This is a genomic window from Bacteroides sp. AF29-11, from assembly GCF_003602895.1.
GTDB lineage: Bacteria > Bacteroidota > Bacteroidia > Bacteroidales > Bacteroidaceae > Bacteroides > Bacteroides uniformis.
In genome coordinates this window covers 83699-101850 of the sequence record NZ_QTLY01000002.1, presented here as the reverse complement: position 1 = coordinate 101850, position 18152 = coordinate 83699, and the positions used below count along the sequence as shown (strand labels likewise).

16 protein-coding genes, 1 rRNA gene and 1 pseudogene are annotated in these 18152 nt (G+C 38.9%); all 18 read right to left on the bottom strand.

The window, feature by feature from the left end; translation table 11 throughout:
* Positions 1-43 precede the first annotated feature (43 nt).
* The 18 genes and pseudogenes from DWZ03_RS03155 to DWZ03_RS03065 all read right to left on the bottom strand — a co-directional run bounded on the left by DWZ03_RS03155 (position 44) and on the right by DWZ03_RS03065 (position 17987).
* A complete protein-coding gene (locus DWZ03_RS03155; protein WP_057281017.1) occupies positions 44-634 on the bottom strand; it encodes a sugar transferase in 591 nt (196 codons plus the stop codon).
* A gap of 1 nt (position 635) precedes the next feature.
* Positions 636-1442 carry a glycosyltransferase gene (locus tag DWZ03_RS03150; protein WP_243634940.1) on the bottom strand — a complete coding sequence of 269 codons (807 nt, stop codon included), beginning with the start codon at positions 1440-1442 and terminating at the stop codon, positions 636-638.
* Between the two features lie 322 nt (positions 1443-1764).
* Entirely contained in the window at positions 1765-1977 is a 213-nt protein-coding gene (locus tag DWZ03_RS20100; RefSeq protein WP_207805200.1) for a hypothetical protein, read from the bottom strand.
* Positions 1978-2232: 255 nt separating this feature from the next.
* On the bottom strand, positions 2233-3132 hold the full coding sequence (locus tag DWZ03_RS03140; protein WP_120128780.1) for a glycosyltransferase family 2 protein: 900 nt from the start codon (positions 3130-3132) through the stop codon (positions 2233-2235).
* 12 nt (positions 3133-3144) lie between these two features.
* Complete coding sequence (locus tag DWZ03_RS03135; protein ID WP_057281014.1) at positions 3145-3825, bottom strand: acyltransferase; 681 nt, start codon at positions 3823-3825, stop codon at positions 3145-3147.
* A 1-nt stretch (position 3826) separates the two neighbouring features.
* Positions 3827-4990: a hypothetical protein gene (locus DWZ03_RS03130; protein ID WP_057281013.1), complete on the bottom strand. Its 1164-nt coding sequence runs from the start codon at positions 4988-4990 to the stop codon at positions 3827-3829.
* Positions 4991-4992: 2 nt separating this feature from the next.
* Positions 4993-6225: an O-antigen ligase family protein gene (locus tag DWZ03_RS03125; protein WP_057281012.1), complete on the bottom strand. Its 1233-nt coding sequence runs from the start codon at positions 6223-6225 to the stop codon at positions 4993-4995.
* A gap of 12 nt (positions 6226-6237) precedes the next feature.
* A complete protein-coding gene (locus DWZ03_RS03120) occupies positions 6238-7422 on the bottom strand; it encodes a glycosyltransferase family 4 protein (RefSeq protein WP_057281011.1) in 1185 nt (394 codons plus the stop codon).
* Position 7423: 1 nt separating this feature from the next.
* Complete coding sequence (locus DWZ03_RS03115) at positions 7424-8965, bottom strand: lipopolysaccharide biosynthesis protein (RefSeq protein WP_057281010.1); 1542 nt, start codon at positions 8963-8965, stop codon at positions 7424-7426.
* A 2-nt stretch (positions 8966-8967) separates the two neighbouring features.
* Positions 8968-9900 (bottom strand): acyltransferase family protein, encoded by a 933-nt coding sequence (locus tag DWZ03_RS03110; RefSeq protein ID WP_057281009.1) that lies wholly within the window; start codon positions 9898-9900, stop codon positions 8968-8970.
* 573 nt (positions 9901-10473) lie between these two features.
* Entirely contained in the window at positions 10474-11649 is a 1176-nt protein-coding gene (wecB, locus tag DWZ03_RS03100) for a non-hydrolyzing UDP-N-acetylglucosamine 2-epimerase (RefSeq protein WP_057281007.1), read from the bottom strand.
* Between the two features lie 4 nt (positions 11650-11653).
* A complete protein-coding gene (locus DWZ03_RS03095; RefSeq protein ID WP_057281006.1) occupies positions 11654-12868 on the bottom strand; it encodes an NAD-dependent epimerase/dehydratase family protein in 1215 nt (404 codons plus the stop codon).
* A gap of 1 nt (position 12869) precedes the next feature.
* On the bottom strand, positions 12870-13961 hold the full coding sequence (locus tag DWZ03_RS03090; protein WP_057281005.1) for a polysaccharide biosynthesis protein: 1092 nt from the start codon (positions 13959-13961) through the stop codon (positions 12870-12872).
* Positions 13962-14435: 474 nt separating this feature from the next.
* Positions 14436-14543, bottom strand: a 5S ribosomal RNA gene (gene rrf, locus DWZ03_RS03085).
* A gap of 492 nt (positions 14544-15035) precedes the next feature.
* Positions 15036-15552, bottom strand: a pseudogene (locus DWZ03_RS03080) (GDP-mannose 4,6-dehydratase).
* 3 nt (positions 15553-15555) lie between these two features.
* The gene (locus tag DWZ03_RS03075) at positions 15556-16899 is read right to left on the bottom strand and encodes a nucleotide sugar dehydrogenase (protein WP_120128775.1); all 1344 of its coding nucleotides are present in this window, start codon (positions 16897-16899) and stop codon (positions 15556-15558) included.
* 28 nt (positions 16900-16927) lie between these two features.
* Positions 16928-17416 (bottom strand): UpxZ family transcription anti-terminator antagonist, encoded by a 489-nt coding sequence (locus tag DWZ03_RS03070; RefSeq protein ID WP_057281003.1) that lies wholly within the window; start codon positions 17414-17416, stop codon positions 16928-16930.
* A gap of 34 nt (positions 17417-17450) precedes the next feature.
* The gene (locus tag DWZ03_RS03065; RefSeq protein WP_034523189.1) at positions 17451-17987 is read right to left on the bottom strand and encodes a UpxY family transcription antiterminator; all 537 of its coding nucleotides are present in this window, start codon (positions 17985-17987) and stop codon (positions 17451-17453) included.
* Positions 17988-18152: the final 165 nt, after the last annotated feature.

The following is an 18152-nucleotide window of genomic DNA, read 5'->3' as shown; positions in this document are numbered from 1 at the left end:
CACTTTCCTCACATAGTGAGGGAGAAAAAGAAAGAAAAAAACCTTACAAATCCTTCCCAAGCACTGTATAAATGATGATTTTAATGTCATACCAGAAAGACCAATTATCCAAATACTCTATATTGATTTTCACTTTATCCGGAAACAACACTTCATCATTGTACTTTTGAGGGTCTTCCTGCTCTGCCAACAGTTCCTCTTCATTCCGGTACTTCAAACTGGCAGGGCCTGTAATCCCCGGTTTCAAAAGAAGCATCCTCCTGTCAGCCCCCTGTAGCTTATCTGCATACCCCGGAACATCCGGACGGGGACCTACAAAACTCATGTCGCCTATCAACACATTCCACAACTCCGGCAATTCATCCAACTTGTATTTCCGCAACTTGGCTCCCAAAAGAGTGATACGGCTCTCGCCTTTTACCGATACGGAACTTCCGGAATGGCTGACAATCATCGAACGGAATTTATACATGGTAAACAATTTTCCGTGCTGCCCCACTCTTTTCTGCTTGAAAATAACAGGACCACCCGGCATCTTGATGCGAATCAGAAGAGCTATAACCAATAAAGCAGGAAATAAAAAGAGCAGGCCGAACAGAGAAACTACTCGGTCAAAAAAAGATTTAAGAAACATATTATCTAAAAGTTTTATAAGCAAACTTTTTTACCCATCCTGGAGAAACAGCCATCACATAATAAGCATAAGCAAACAGCTTAGCTTTCATACCATACCCTAAATTCTTATTTATTTCTTTGCGAAGTTTCAGCACTTCAAGAGCAAACCTTGTCCCCCCTCTACGTTTATACATATCCTTAGATACACGGAACGTAAGCACAACATCACTGATATTACCAAACTTACATCCAGCCTTGAATGCCCGATACCACAATTCCGTATCTTGATTTTTTTTGTATAAAGCATTATACGAACTTACTCTATCAAAAAAGGAAGTCCTGAACATTACTGCCGGATGAGCTAAAGGATTGCGTGTGGCAAAAAAATCAAAACATTGTTGATGATTCAATGGATAATGAATCACTTTACCATTCAACTTACCGTCATAATCCATTTCTTCAATAGCACCGCCCAATACATCCAAATCCGGATGTTCTTCCAAATATCGGACTTGTTTTTCAAAACGATTCGGTCTAGATATATCGTCAGCATCCATACGGGCTATATAGGAAGGATTCAACTTCTTTCCTTCTTCAAGAAGTTCATTAAGAACCGCAGTCAAACCACGGTTTTCTTTAAACCAAAAGACCTTAATACGATTATCCTGCTCGTAAGATTTTAATGTTTCAGCCAAAAGAGCATCAACATAACCATCCACACCTATGAGTATCCGGAAATCACTGTAAGTCTGATGCAAGATACTGTCTATTGACAAACGTAAATGACTGGCATTGTCATTCTTATATATTGATATCAAGACAATCATTCGTATATCATTTATTAACCGCCTCATTACAATTTAACTACATATAAAGGCCACGATGACCTTCAAAAACTGAATCAGAACAAATCATCTTTCCATCTCTACTCCAACGAGGATGTAAATCGCATCGCGTATCGTTATCATACTTGAATGGAGCAAAAACTTTTGCCACGACTTCTATTTCATCTCCTTTCATTACTTTAAGAGAAGCTATTCTTACCCTATCCGGATAACTATCAGTTACAACCAAGCCATTAGAAGAATAGCTGGGATGTCCGTCACCACTTATCTCTGTCCAAAGATGAGTATATTCTTTTGTCTTATCTCACATTAAATAATAACCCGGACCACTGCTATGTTTATTCTCAAATGCCAAAATTTTATCATCATTTTTCCAAAAGGAGCCATACACCCTTGTTTGTACATTCCAACTATTACTTTCTGCTACAACAACCGCTGTATTAGCCAAAGTATCAAGTAATAATATTTCCAGTTTATCTTTAGGGGAAACATCACTCCATGTATCTTTTGTCTTCATGCATAACATATAGTGATGTTCCACGGCATTTATCATAATATCCAAAGAAAAATTCAGCCTATTCATTGGGTGACATCCTGACAATTTCACCTTCCGATTTTGTCTTTGGGGATATAGTATACATTCCTAACTGATACATACGTTTGACCATTCTTTTTACTGCCGGATACTTATTCAGCTGATAATTTATTTTCTGTTCAAAATCCATATTTAACTATACTATTTCATTCTATTGCATAAAAACAAAACATTCATTCAGCTAAACTTACTTTTAAGTCGAAGCATATTTTTGTAACCAAAGAATGAAAGCACCCAGTATGCCATTGGTGAAATAGAATAGCTTAAACGAAATGCCTTCAGGAAAAAACCGCGAGCTTCTTGGGGGGAATTATTCCGCATAGCTTTATTACCCAGTAACATAATATCACAAAAACGCTTTTGCTTATATTCCCGAGATGACAGTTTTCCAAGCAAGTCAGAATATTTATTATTGATATAATCAGTTGCCTGGATATATCTGGCTGTAGATGATGAAATCTGAGTCTGATTGCGATAGTTATAATAATTGACCATCGGTTCTGTTACGACACCAGCTTTACAGGCCTGCAGGACATTAATCCAGAGGTCAAAGTCCTGCCGGGCTTGCAGGTTCTCATCGAACCTGCAAGCCCGGCAGAGGCTCCGCCTCAGCATTACAGACGATGTACTACCTATACAATTCTGAAATAGTATTTTTTTACTCAAATCTCCTTTGGAAGTTGGCTTAAAAATATAACTTATTCCTTCATTTACATAGATACAGTTTATACCTGTATAAACCAACCCTATTTCATGATTTTCTTCCATCATCGCTACTTGCCTTTCGACTTTTATTGGCAACCACTCATCATCATCATCAAGAAATGCAATATATTCGCCCTCTGCTGCTTCTATTCCTCTATTCCTTGCATAGTTTCCCCCACGGGCAGGACTGTAACTGATATATTTGACACGGGAATTATCCAAGTAACGCTGCATAAAAACATCCGTGTCATCCGTACTGCCATCACTGACAACAATTATTTCAATGTCATTATAAGTCTGATTTATTACACTTTCAATGGCCCTAAACAAAAGTTTAAACCTATTATGAGTTGGAATTATTACACTTACCATATATCCGTTCGTTCAATAAATTAATTTGGGCTCTCTAGTCCATTCCACATTCTCTTTGACAACTTTCGCAGGAGTTCCAACAGCTACACATGAAGATGGTAAATCATTGGTCACTATGCTCCTATAACCAACAATACAACCTTCCCCTATTGTTACCCCCTTCATTATAGTTGCGAATGCAGCCAACCACACATGATTACCTATATGTACATCCCTAGGCATATTAACCCGTTTTCCTGTTTCCAAATCATAAATATAGTGGCTATCATTAGTCCTTATGAGAACATTATTACTGAACATGCAATCTTCGCCTATGATTATATGCGTCGCCTCTTCTTGAGCCTCAAGTTGGCAGTGATGGGTAAATGATGTATTGTCACCTATTTCAATAGTACAGTTGTTACCAGTTATCATTATACGGCAATCATTCTTCATCGATACATTATCACCAAGAATCACCATGTTATTATTTCCTCTGAATTCAAGCCTCAATTTTTCAACCATGCAATTCTTTCCTGTCACGAAAACATTCCCCTTTCCAAGATTATAAATATTCAATGTAATTAATGAACTTTTTGTTATTTTCACTCCCCCCAGAGCGTATAGACGAGTAGCCAGTTTCACAACTTTGTTGAAAACCCTATTGTATCTCGAAAACTCTTTTATTCTACTCTTATAATCAAGTATGTTCATATCACAAACATTTAACCCTATTTAAAATTTCATCAGAACAGTATTCTGGCGTACTGCTTCTGTAGTATGCTTGGATTTCCGAAATACTAATCGGATGATGTTCCCGCAAACAGAACTCTGCCACCAAAGACCTGTTCTTTACAAGAGAGCTACGCAAATCGACAAATAGCACATCCGGATAGTCTTTCAGATAATTTACCACAGGATCCATGTCATCATGAAAAATATGAATGATAGGTTTACACATCGCAACATAAGAAACCGTTTTAGAAGGAAACATATTAGAAGACTTATTTCCAATACTGACCAACACTTTCGATGCTTTCATTACTGTATTCAGTTCTTCCTCCGGAATGTATTCCCTTACAGTAATATTACCGGATACACCACCATCTTTTATGATTTTGCAATAATTCGAGGTAGTAAACACATCAAGACCCAAAGAGGTATTCTTGAAGAGATTAAGCAGAATCCCAGGTTCCCTAAAATCTTTATAGAACCGACCTGCGTACAAACATCGTCCATTGTTCTCAATATTTTCCTCTTCACTTACTTGTAATAAAGGTACTTCCTGAAACAAAAACTTATGACTATAAACAGAATATTTCAAAACGGAATAAAAACACTTATGAGAACTGAGAAAAACCACCAAATCCACTTTCTCAAATATCATTTGTTCCATCTTATATGCCTTGTACCGCCAAAATGGGCAACATAAACCTTCTATCCACCTGATTCTAAAATCCGATAAAGTATCTATATTATAAACCAGATGACGGATTTGTGGATGAATATCACTAAATTTGAGTGCAGCCAATACCCCTTCAATAGGATTGCAAATAGATAAGAAAACATCAATCTCTGATAAATCGACCTGCTTTATTTGCTCATAATAACAGTTTACAAGCCGTTTATACACATGAGGATATACAAACAATTGCTTTATTTTATATAACTTTTGGATTAGGAATCCTAATTTTGGACTTTTAGAGCAATTAAAACTCCGAACGCCTTCGATATCTTTAACTTTAACTCCATCGTCCACTCGATTTATGACGATGCACTGATGCCCCGCAGTTTGAAACCTATCAACCAGACTTCGCAAGCAGACGCTGTTTGCAAGGGGTAAAGGATGATAATTATCGGCTAATATAAGAAATTTCATATTTATGTATTAAAAAATTTGGAATCAGTTGGAAGCATTCTATTCAACTTACGAAACTTGCCAAAGACTGACAGACAGAAAGCTATCATTATAAATAACGGGAGCCCATCATACAGCGAAAATGACTTGCAAAATGTCAACGTATAGTACGCAAAAGCTCCAGTTACACAATAGAACACATCACTTTCATGCATCTGATTAGCCAATATCCTAGATTGGATGAATCCCTTCGAAACATGCCATAGTGTCATAGCCGATATGATGATTCCCAGCAATCCATACTCTCCTATTATCTGAATAAAAATATTATGAGGATAAAAGTGAATAGCACTATCATAACGGAAAGCTTCAATACCACCACCGACTATAAACCATAACCGGTTTTTAATTTCGGAAAGTGCCTTTGACCATAATTCCCATCTATCTTCTTCTTCTGTTGATTCTAACAAGTTAAGCATTCTGCTTGTAGCATAATCATGGGCATTCTCCAAGTAGTAGATAAAAAACAAATATAAAACTCCTAAAAACAGAGGAACCAGCAACCAAGTGACATATCTACGTCCATTCTTCATAAAAAGAAATATCAACAAGGAGATTATAGGAGGAAACAACAACACACCTCTTGCCATAAATCCGACCAATGCCACAAAATACAATGCTGATATTGCAATCCATAATACACTCATAATCACCCTCCCTCCTTTCTTACTGATTGCATTCAAGCTCTTAATAAGGGTCATCGTCAGAGCCAGTCCTAACGGAAGCGTAGCATTCAGATAGTTCAATCCACTACCCAAGGCCTTATCCGCAATATTTGGAAAAAGTATCAATATCAAAGCATAAACTACATTAATCACAATTATGCTATTAAGCGTTCGCTTTATTTTTTCTATAGGCATTGCAACTGTCCAAATACTAATGCCAAAAGATAAGACGAATTTCAAATAGATTGAAAAAACTGCATCTGATGGTATCCACAACAATGAGAATGAAGCATATATGAGAATAAGAATTATAAAGAGCATGAATTTCCTAACTGTCCCATCCGTATTCAACACTCGTTGAAAACTATTTTTATATTTTGCAATAAGAAATATCAGGCACAACAAATACAGCCCATATAAAATAGCTGTCGTTTCTCCCAAACTTAACACTACACGAATACAATTGATGCATATCACTAATGCAAGAAACAACACTTCAATGTTATTTTCAAAATAACCAGAGATTCTCATCGCTCAAAAATTTTACAAGTTATTTTCGAACAATTCTATATGTTTTTTTACAACAATATCAGATGAGCACGTTTTTTTCAACATCTCTGTAGATTGGGCTTGGATTAAACTTGACAATTCCTGGTCATCTAACTTCAACATAGCCTCATATATGGAAACAGGATTCGTAATGTCACATAATAATCCATATTTTCCATGTCCTAAAACTTCGGGAACGGCTCCTGAATCATTGCCACCCACACATGGTATACATCGCGACATGGCCTCCAATAATATATTTCCAAATGTTTCTTCCAATGCCGGATGAACCAAACACGACATTTGGTCAAGCAATTCCATCAATTTACTATGAGATACTACTCCGTGCATAACGACACCACTAAGCAATCCATTTTGTTCCCATGTCTTATAAACTGCGCTTTCTTCATCATAATTACCTACCAAATGCAGGGTAGCATCCGTATACTTTTGACGATACATAGCAAAGGCATCCAACAACCTTCTTATATTTTTACGAGGGCTAAACAAACCTGTAGCAATAGAAATTATCCGGTGCTTTGTCTGATATTTCTTACATTCCAATATCCATCGTTTATCAATAGGATTCGGTATAACTGGCACATTTTTTTCCGGATATGAACCTTTTATCATGGAGAATGTGTAATTTGAATTTGCGATAAAGGTTATATCTTTGTGAGCCATAACTTTTCTGAAGTTGATATGCTTAAGTTTCCAATCAAAAAAATTCCGTACACTCTTCTGCACTGTCATCTGGTATGGGCACCAATCACGCACAGTATCATACACTAGTATATTCTCTGAAAAATATGATGCAGCTCTACCATATTCATATGTCCAGTGGGCATGTAAAATGTCAATATCGCATATCTCTTTTTTAATAACTTCAGCTATTCTTTGAGGCTGATAAAATTGACCTATTGTCAATTGTCTGCTACCTATCAACTTTGGGAAAATACCAGATGGTATTAGAAACACTTTCACATTGCGGCCTTTAATGACTTCATACGAATTTGAGGTTGTTAATGTAAAAATTTTCAATTTATGCCCCTGACTTAGGAATTCATAAGCCATAGTATTTACAGCTGTTGCAGCTCCATTGATAAACGGTACTTCAACTTCTTCTAAATAATCTGCAATAGATGCAGGATTGAATGGTCCTACTATACCTATTCTCATATCATTTATTATTTTTAATTTTACCACAGACAAAACCTATCATGAGTTCTTTTTCTCTCTTGTTTAACCCACAAAGCAGGCAACTGAGTAAAGTAATTAAAAATGAAACTATTGCCTCAAAAAGCCACATTTCATTACAAAGTACGAATACTTTTACAACTAACACGGTAATAGTACATGCAACTGCCAATACGAATAATATCGGCAAAATAACTTTATAAAAATACAGGCTCATATTTATCTGCAATATTGAGGATACAATATATATTCTAAAAATCAGTGCAATAAAAAATATCAAGGACATTAATAGTATTGAAGTATATGCCGGTGCCCCCAACATAAATATGAATATACATAAAGGAATAAAAGTGAGTGTTATCAATCCAACAACAACCTGGTATTTTTTTATATTGCCGGTGGCCCTTACCGCCATTGTTATCGGTTGTTCCAGAACATTCACCAGTGAATAAACAATCATATATTGACAAAATTTCAACATTTCCTTAGAAATTTGTTCTTCTCCTAACCAAAATTCAAGTAAAGGCTCTATCACTACTATAAGGGGTGCTGATATAACCAAAAGCATAAAAAAAGAATAACGGGAACTATTCAAAACTAAAGAACGCATTTGGTCAATATCCCCTGCTGCATAAGTTTTAATAATTTGCGGAGTTACAGCCATATAAAAGTTTTGAGAGAACTGGTTAATTATTCCATACACCTTATCTGCCACGGCTTTTGCCGCATTTACCAGCGGACCGAAGAAGTAGTTAAGGACCATTGCCTGACCTTGAAGGTTCATTACTCCGGTCAATGAACCAAATAGATTCCAACCAGAATAAGAAATCAATTCTTTAATACTGTCCCAATTCCAGCATTTAACATATCTACAATATTCCAATTTTTTTCTACAGTATATACACATTGCAACTAATACAGTAATGCTTACGATGCTCATTAAAAGTGCATAAATGATAAGATGGTCTATATGAGTATATGATATGGCTATAGCAATTCCAAGATAAAGTACAGCTTCAGCAATTCCTATATATGCGTAAGCTCCCATTTTCTCATACGCTATAAGTGAAGACCTATATGGTACAGAAAAAGTATTTACTAAAAAAGTGATAAGTGAAAAATGAAAAACACATTGAGCTGCTTTTATCCTTTCGGGTGGAATAGTCATGAATCTACTTATGTAAAGCGGACCTGCTACTTCAAGAATTATTACGGCTACCACACAGAAAATCAAATAAACATTTATCAGCAAGCTAAACATCTGTTGGTATTTCACCCCATCTTCTTTTCCTAAATAATACGTTAGATAACGTTGAGTTGCAGAAGATAATGTTGCAGTCAGAAAACCCATAAAATTTACAACACCGCCAACAACATTATAAATGCCGAAGTCCTCAACACCTAATACTTTTAGAACTACCCTTGCCGTATATAAAGACAATACTGTAGTGAAAAGCATTCTAAAGTAAAGATATGATGTATTCTTTGCAATTCGCTTATTATTGGCCGTACTATTTGCAATCATTGTTATATTGCTTTCTTGTTTGCTGGCAGTATTTTATTAATCCACACAAAAACGAATATCCAAACTATATTTGCCAATATATAGTATGCTCCTCTTTGAAAAGGGGAAGCAGTAAACACCAGGGTTGTCACCATTCCATTTCCTATGAAACATTCTAACGATTTGCTTCCGAACCAACATAAGAATTTCACTATCCTTGGTTGTAAAAGGTTATCCAATATAAAGCAAAGTGAAAGCAGTAGCACCGGCGCATAAAATGTGGCAGTAGCAAATTTTAACCCATTGGCAACAGTCAATTCCTGCAATCCGACACATAACAGAAGTGGGAATGATAGTTTTTGAATATTTCCTTTGTGAATGAAATATAGCAATCCTAATGAAAAAACAGGTATCCTTGATACTAAACACGCATAATGCCAGTCCATATTTCGAAAAAGCATCATCACAAGGAACGATAATATTGCTACAACACAAAACGACTTATTGCCAAATTTATTAAACATGCGATATAGGGGGGGGGTAAAAATATACAACAATATCAGCGATGGTATAAACCAAAGCAGATGTCTGCCTCCCATACCCCAAAATGTCAGTCCGCTAATATCACAAACGGAATCCCATACACCTAATCTTTCCCCATTGTATCTTCCTATACACCATTTCAACAAGTTAGAAATAACGAAAAGCGGATAGACCCTATTCAGACGCCTTAAATAAAACTGCAACAGCGTATACTTCTTTAAAGAGAAACTACATCCAAATGCACTTAGGAAAAGGAATAAGTCAACCCCAATATAACCTCTACCAAATAAAGGTGTAAAACCACTATGATAGAGAAGTATATATAAAATTGAAAATCCAAAAACAGCCTCTCTGTTTTTTATCAGACTACCGTATATATATTCTGACAAATGACTTATTACTGAATTACTCATGATAAACTTTACTTCTTATTTTATTACCCGGTTGACTTTTATTATTTTCGCCGGCACTCCAGCCACAACGGAACTTGATGGAATACTTTTTGTTACTACAGCTCCCGGTGCAATTATGACATTATCACCAATTACAATTCCATTCCCTATAATGCGACTACCACTATTTATCGTGACATTATTTCCTATAATCGGAGCAACTCCATTTCTATCCTTATACCCTATCACAACATCAGGTCTAATTGTACAATTTTCTTCAATTCTTGAATTTCCGTTAACAGTTAAATATAACAAAAATCCCCCCTCATCTGCACTTTCTTGTATTGTGATAACACTCGCATCTTCTAAGAGTTTGTATATATTTCCATATATATAATTGATTACTTATCGGAGTGCTTAACAGCCTGTTTAGAAACCATTTTTTATCCCCAATTTCCCAGATATGATTTGATAATTCAGCGAGTCTTGAAATAAGAACTCATAATAACTTTTCTTACTATTAATCATTATTCAATTACAATTATTCTGTGGACAACATAGCTCTTGACACCCGACACGAAAGTGGGAACCATCTTATTTTCTCCACACCATCTTATTCACAATTCCGACATAACTCTGGATAATCTTGACTACCTTGGTGCTAACATTCTCATCTACATAGTCTGGTACTGGGATACCGTGCTGATTGTCCTTGCAAAGTTCAACGGCAGTATCTACTGCCTGAAGCAATGATTTCTCATCAATACCTGCAATAATAAAATCCCCTTTATCTATTGCCTCCGGACGTTCTGTAGAAGTACGGATGCAGATGGCCGGGAAAGGATGGCCGACACTTGTAAAGAAACTGCTTTCTTCGGGAAGAGTGCCGCTGTCACTGACTACGGCAAAGGCATTCATTTGCAAACTATTGTAATCGTGAAAGCCGAGGGGTACATGCCGGATAACTCTTTCATCAAGTTTAAATCCGCTCACAGCAAGACGATTGCGGCTACGAGGGTGACAGCTGTACAATATAGGCATGTCGTACTTCGCTGCCATCTTATTAATAGCATTGAACAAAGACAGAAAATTCTTCTCTATGTCTATATTCTCTTCTCTATGGGCAGATAAAAGGATATACTTGCCTTTCTCCAACCCAAGACGTTGATGCACATCGCTTGCCTCGATTTCCGTAAGGTTTTGGTGGAGCACCTCTGCCATTGGTGAGCCTGTGACGTATGTACGTTCCTTGGGCAATCCACAATCTGCAAGATAACGCCTTGCGTGTTCCGAGTATGCCATGTTCACATCCGAGATGATATCCACAATGCGGCGGTTAGTTTCCTCCGGCAGACACTCGTCCTTGCACCGGTTACCGGCCTCCATGTGGAAGACAGGAATATGAAGACGTTTGGCTCCAATAACACTCAAGCAGGAATTGGTATCACCAAGAACAAGCACTCCGTCTGGCTTGGCAGCTGCAAAAAGTTTATATGAACAATTAAGGATATTTCCGCATGTTGCACCGAGATCATCGCCTACCGCATCCATATATACCTCCGGTTCTAAGAGTTTCAAATCTTTGAAAAACACTCCGTTGAGGTTATAGTCATAGTTCTGGCCCGTATGGGCAAGAATCACATCAAAATACTTGCGACACTTGTTGATTACTGCTGCAAGGCGGATAATCTCCGGTCTTGTGCCAACGACAATGATGAGCTTGAGTCTGCCGTTGTCTTTGAATTTTATATCTGAATAATCTAATTTCATCGTTTTACTTTTCTACTGGATCAAAATAGGTATCAGGACAATCGGGGTTGAAAATCTCATTGCAGTACATCACTGTCACAAGATTCTCCCGATTACTCAGATTAATGATGTTATGGGTATAGCCTGGAAGCATGTATACGGCTTGTATCTTGTCACCGCTAACTTCATAGTTCCATACTTCGCCGGTGCCTTCCTTCCTCATCCGGATAAGACCATGACCACTGACTACTATGAAAGTTTCCCACTTGCTGTGATGCCAGTGCTCGCCTTTTGTGACTCCCGGTTTGCTGATGTTGATACTCACCTGCCCACAATTGAGAGTATGCATAAGCTCTGTGAAAGAACCTCTCTCATCAACTTTCATCTTCAGGTCATATATAGCCTTTCCTTTCGGAAGATAGGAAAGATATGTTGTCATAAGCTTGTATTTCAGACTGCCATGTGGTATTTCTACCATATTAATTCCAGCGACATTAGACGCTGCATTGGCGCAGTCATTGATGATATCGACAATCTCTCCAAGTGTTATCTTATGCGTTATAGGGACATAGCAATATTTACCGCTTTCAGCCGGAACAGCCTCCACCCCATTAAACTCACAACGATGCTCCTTGCCTAAAAGCGCTCCTATCATCTCATCAACGAGATCGTCGATATAGAGAAGTTCCATTTCTACACTACGGTCATTGACCTGTATAGGCAGGTCATGGGCAATGTTGTTGCAGAATGTGGCAATAGCACTATTGTAGTTGGGACGACACCACTTTCCAAATAGGTTCGGGAAGCGATAAACGAGCACTTTGGCTCCTGTTTCCTTGGAATAGTCGAAAAACAGTCCCTCACCGGCCTTCTTGCTTTTGCCATATTCGGATGTGCCGAAACGACCTGCAAGAGTGGCTTGGATAGAGCTGGATAGCATGACCGGACACGTATTCACATGTTTCTTCAAAGCATCAAGAAGTGTACTTACAAAACCCAAATTGCCCTGCATAAACTCTTCCTTATTTTCCGGACGGTTTACTCCGGCAAGATTGAACACAAAGTCACACTTTCCACACCATTCGTCAAGTTGCTCTGACGTTGAGTCGATGTCACATTCATACACTTCATCTATCTCAACCCCGGCATACCATTTGGCCTTGCCGCTCTTGATATTATTGAGTTGGGAACAAAGGTTTCTTCCTACAAACCCCTTGGCTCCTGTTACAAGTATCCTCATATTATTCCGAACGATAATCGCGTGACTTTGCTTTAGGCTGTAATCCCAGATCTTCACGAATGAAGTTGAGCTTCAGCAAGAGTTCCTTCATTCCCCCCACGTCAAGACGGTGGGTATTGTGGCTGTGATAGTCATCTATGCGACTAATGGCATCATCTCCCTCTGTGAAGTACTTGTCGTAGTTGAGGTCGCGAGAATCGCAAGGAATACGGAAATAGTTGCCCATATCTTCCGAACGGAGCATCTCCTCGCGGGTTACGAGTGTCTCATACAGTTTCTCGCCATGACGCGTTCCGATAACTTTCACTTCCGTCTCACCATACTTCGAATCCACCTCGCTATATACTTCTTTCAATGCTTGGGCTAGTACGTCGAGTGTTGCCGCAGGAGCCTTCTGAACAAAAAGGTCACCGTTCTGACCATAGATGAATGCATAGATAACCAGGTCAACAGCGTCATCGAGAGTCATCATATAGCGAGTCATATTCGGATCGGTAATGGTGATGGGCTTGCCCTCCATCATCTGCTCTACCCAGAGAGGAATAACCGAACCACGGCTTGCCATCACATTGCCATAACGTGTGCAGCAGATGGTTGTCTTGGCATTTGCTCCAAGAGCACGCCCCTGAGCGATTGCCACTTTTTCCATCATGGCTTTGGAGATGCCCATAGCATTAATCGGATATGCCGCCTTGTCTGTCGAAAGAACCACCACATTCTTCACTTCGTGGGCGATGGCTGAAAGAAGCACGTTGTTCGTCCCCTCCACATTGGTACGCACAGCCTCCATCGGAAAGAACTCACAAGAGGGTACCTGCTTCAATGCTGCTGCAGAGAACACATAATCCACTCCAGCCATAGCAAAGTCAACCGCCTCGCGATTGCGCACATTACCGATATAGAACTTTACCTTGTGCGCTACATCCGAACGGTTAGCCTGCAGGAAATGGCGCATATCATCCTGCTTCTTCTCATCTCTGCTAAGGATTCTAATTTCCTCAATATCGCTATCCAAAAAGCGACGAAGGACAGCATTTCCGAAGCTGCCTGTACCACCTGTTATCAACAGGACTTTATCCTTAAATATATCCATATATTTTATCTATTTTACGAATGAGTATAACAAGGCTACTGTCTGGTAAGCGTTCTACAGCACCCATTATGATATAAATCAAACAAATAAACTTTGGAGATAAGTACTCAATTAGGGCATCCCCCTTTGAAAGGGCACTTTTCAGTGCCCTAAAACGAGTTTGTTAATTAATCAGTTTAAATTTAACATTGGCTGGTAGCCAAAGTGATTTTGTTAGGAAGCATGTTAACATAATCCCTGCCCCGTTAAAGATATTTTTGAAAAAAGTTCCGATGAAGTCCAGATAAAACAGCCATGAGACAAAGCCTCCGTCTGGTACTAAAAGTAAAACTTTTCAAGATCTTCACTGCTATACATAATTCTATAAATTTAGTTGGCAGCGAAGTTATTCCTTTCAATTAATAGCCATTTTTTGACTGCTTACTTTTCTTCAGTTATCCCAAAAGTTGTTTTTGAATTAGAAAGATAAGAAAAAGAGGCGGCTACCTACTCTCCCGCTTTTGCAGTACCATCGGCGTTAGAGGGCTTAATGACTCTGTTCGGAATGGGAAGAGATGTTTCACCTCCACTATGAACCGCCATAGATAAAAATTACCAAAGTAGCGTAGGCTACCAAGCAGCAGAAAATAGCGTAAACGAGAGAATTGTTGCAGTCTATGCTATCTTAAGTGGCAGAACGAATCCACAAGATATAAGCCAAAATATCAGAGATATCAAACTTATGATAACCAATAACAGCAGTAATATTTCTATCACCCAATCAATCATTGTTTTCGGCCTCAAACTCTAATCAACGATTAAGCTTCTAATGTGCAAGCCATAACTGACTACAGCAAAAGCATCAGCACATGGATTCAGCTTGTTAAGTAAACTCAATGCAATAGAGCATCCACCAGTCACATTCTCAATAGTTGTTAACGTAGATTTCGCTACGGGATCTGCCTAGCAACTTTGTGCTGGCAAATCCTAACAGTTTTTAAATTTTTCCATAACTTAAACTTTTAAGGATTTATAATTATTATCTTAAATATTCCTCTTGCGAGGTTTTCTTTTGTATATTTATTTATCACAAATCTAATAGTACTTCGCATACCACTCAGCGAAAACTCTAAGACCGTCACGAAGCGAGGGCGATGGCCTAAACCCAAAATCCTCCTCTAGCGGAGTAGTATCTGCAAATGTCACAGGTACATCACCTGCCTGCATGGGTACCAATTCTTTATGTGTTTCGAAATCATAATCCGCAAGTAGCACACCCACGCGAATCAACTCCTCCTGAAGAACGCACACCTGCCTGAGCCGCGAGATTTACAACAACGGATATCTTGTTCTCCGTAAAAATATTCTCTAATGACGTTCTATCAGCAATCGAAGTCTGATAGAACTGCCAGTCGCAACCTAAAGCCTCAATCTCTTTTAGGCGTTCATACTTGATATTCACATCGTAATAATCGGTAATGCTATCAATGCCGATTACTTTGATGCTATTTATATCCTTAAAAAGGCGCTTCACAAGATTAGAACCTATAAAACCGGCAGCACCTGTCACGAGGACTGTTTTGCCCTCCAAATTTACATTATATGTTACCATAGATTAATCGCGCTTAAAAATGTCGCGAGTATATACTTTCCCTACCACATCATCGAGGCAAGAGTCATAACGGTTGGCAATGATAGCTTTCGATTTTTGTTTGAACTCATCGAGGTTGTTGACTACCTGACTGCCGAAGAAACTGGTGCCGTTCTCAAGAGTAGGCTCGTAAACAATCACCTCTGCACCTTTTGCCTTGATACGTTTCATGATGCCCTGAATCGCAGATTGACGAAAATTATCTGAATTTGACTTCATAGTTAGGCGATAAACACCTACTACACACTCATGCTCTTTGTTCGCATCCCATACGGCATTCTCATTGTAGTAGCCAGCCTTGCGAAGAACAGCATCTGCTATATAATCCTTACGAGTGCGATTTGACTCTACAATCGCTGTCATCATATTTTGGGGTACACTCTCATAATTTGCAAGGAGTTGCTTAGTATCTTTTGGTAAACAGTAACCACCATAACCAAATGATGGGTTATTGTAGTGAGTGCCAATACGAGGATCGAGACCAATTCCCTGAATGATGGCAGCTGAATCCAAACCTTTTACTTCAGCATAGGTATCAAGCTCATTGAAGTAACTTACACGAAGGGCAAGATAAGTATTGGCAAAGAGTTTGACTGCTTCGGCTTCTTTCAGTCCCATAAAGAGAGTATCAATGTTTTCTTTAATGGCACCTTCCTGAAGAAGCTTAGCGAATATCTCAGCAGACTCTTTCATGTGATTACCTTGAATCTTGCGGATTGCTTCGTTCTCCTCCTCCCATTCAACAGACATCATCTTTGGATAACCCACGATAATACGTGAAGGATAGAGATTGTCTTCAAGAGCTTTCGATTCACGAAGGAACTCAGGAGAGAACAAAAGGTGGAACTTACGACGTTTTCCATCTGGTAATGGTACCATCTGAGCAAACTTCTGAGCATACTTCACATAGAGGGAACGACAGTAACCAACTGGAATGGTTGACTTGATAACCATTGTTGCTTCAGGATTCACTGATAGTACAAGGTCAATAACGTCTTCTATATGATGTGTATCGAAGAAGTTCTTAGCCGAATCGTAGTTTGTAGGAGCTGCAATAACCACAAAGTCTGCATCCTTATAAGCAGATGCCCCATCAAGAGTTGCAGTGAGGTTCAGTTCCTTCTCCGCAAAATACTTCTCTATATATTCATCCTGAATTGGAGATATACGATTGTTAATCTTTTCCACCTTTTCAGGTATTACATCAACGGCTGTCACCTTGTGATGCTGTGACAACAAAGTAGCAATGCTCAAACCTACATAACCGGTACCAGCAACTGCTATTTGCAAATCTTCAAAGTTTCTCATATTTCTGTCTTTCTTCAACCTTATGCTTTCACTCCTCCAGTTCTTCCCACGGATAAGGATTATCCACCACATTCCAAAACTCGTTAACCGCTTCTTGCTGTTCTGCCGTGAGCGATGCGGAATTCCAGGAAGCAATGATAGAACGGCCCTCGTCGGCCAAAGGCTCATCGAAAACCTCTCCATAACAAGCCGTAAGCAAACGGAGTTTCAACAAAGAGGAAGGAAGGGTATCAAGGGTATCCCAGCAACGCCTCAATACCTCCTGCACATGCTGCTGTTTTTCACCATGGTCAATGAACGAGGCACTATACCCTTTCAAGAGAGCAAGACAGACATTTGCCTGCTCCTCCACCGTAGTGCCCCAGATACTGGAATTATACAAAGTTGTGGTCAAGCGATAGACTTCGCTGTTACGACGGGACAAGTCATCACTATAGATAGGACTCCCGTCCATACCCAAATACATCAGATCGTGCGCAGCACGCTGAAGGAGGAGTGCTTCTTCTAAAAGAGACATGATTAATTAAAAATTATAAATTAACAATTAAAGACTAGCGGATTACTTCGATGAGATCCGGATGGATGGTCGCCATAGCAACGGCAATGATACCTTGTATAGCAATTACTACACGACGATCACGGGCACCTTTTACTTTTAGAAAAACACCTTCTTGGCCCTCGAAGTCGCCACCGGTGATACGGACTTTCGTACCTTTGGAGAGATTCAGTTCTTCGGGTTGGAAATAGAGAAGATGGTCATTGTAGGTACCGGCGACGGCTATGAAACGCTGCATATCATGGTCGGGAATGATTATTTTCTGACCGCTACGGGTATCAGTAATATATTGCAAATAAGTAATTTGAGACTTAAATCGCTGCACTTCGGAAGGACGTGCGTGGACAAAAACCAGATTACGGATGACGGGAACCAAAGCACGGACTTTCCTGCCCCTACAGATACTTATCTTATATTGCATGGGAATGAAACAGCCAATATTTGCCTTTTCGAGAAGATGCATAGCTTCAAGCTCCCTGCGGTATGTGGCACGCATAGCAAACCAAACTTCGGTCTCTTTATCCATTTCTATTCTTGCTAATTTTACTTAGAAAAAGGTATTCCTTGGGGGCTTTGAACTACTATTACAGAACTGTAGTTCAATCACTTGCGAGCATTTTATGGGAAGTTTGACAAGCACTATGCCCTTCTTGTCAACAGATTCTCTGCGGTTGTTCATTACCTTTTGGTAAGAGAC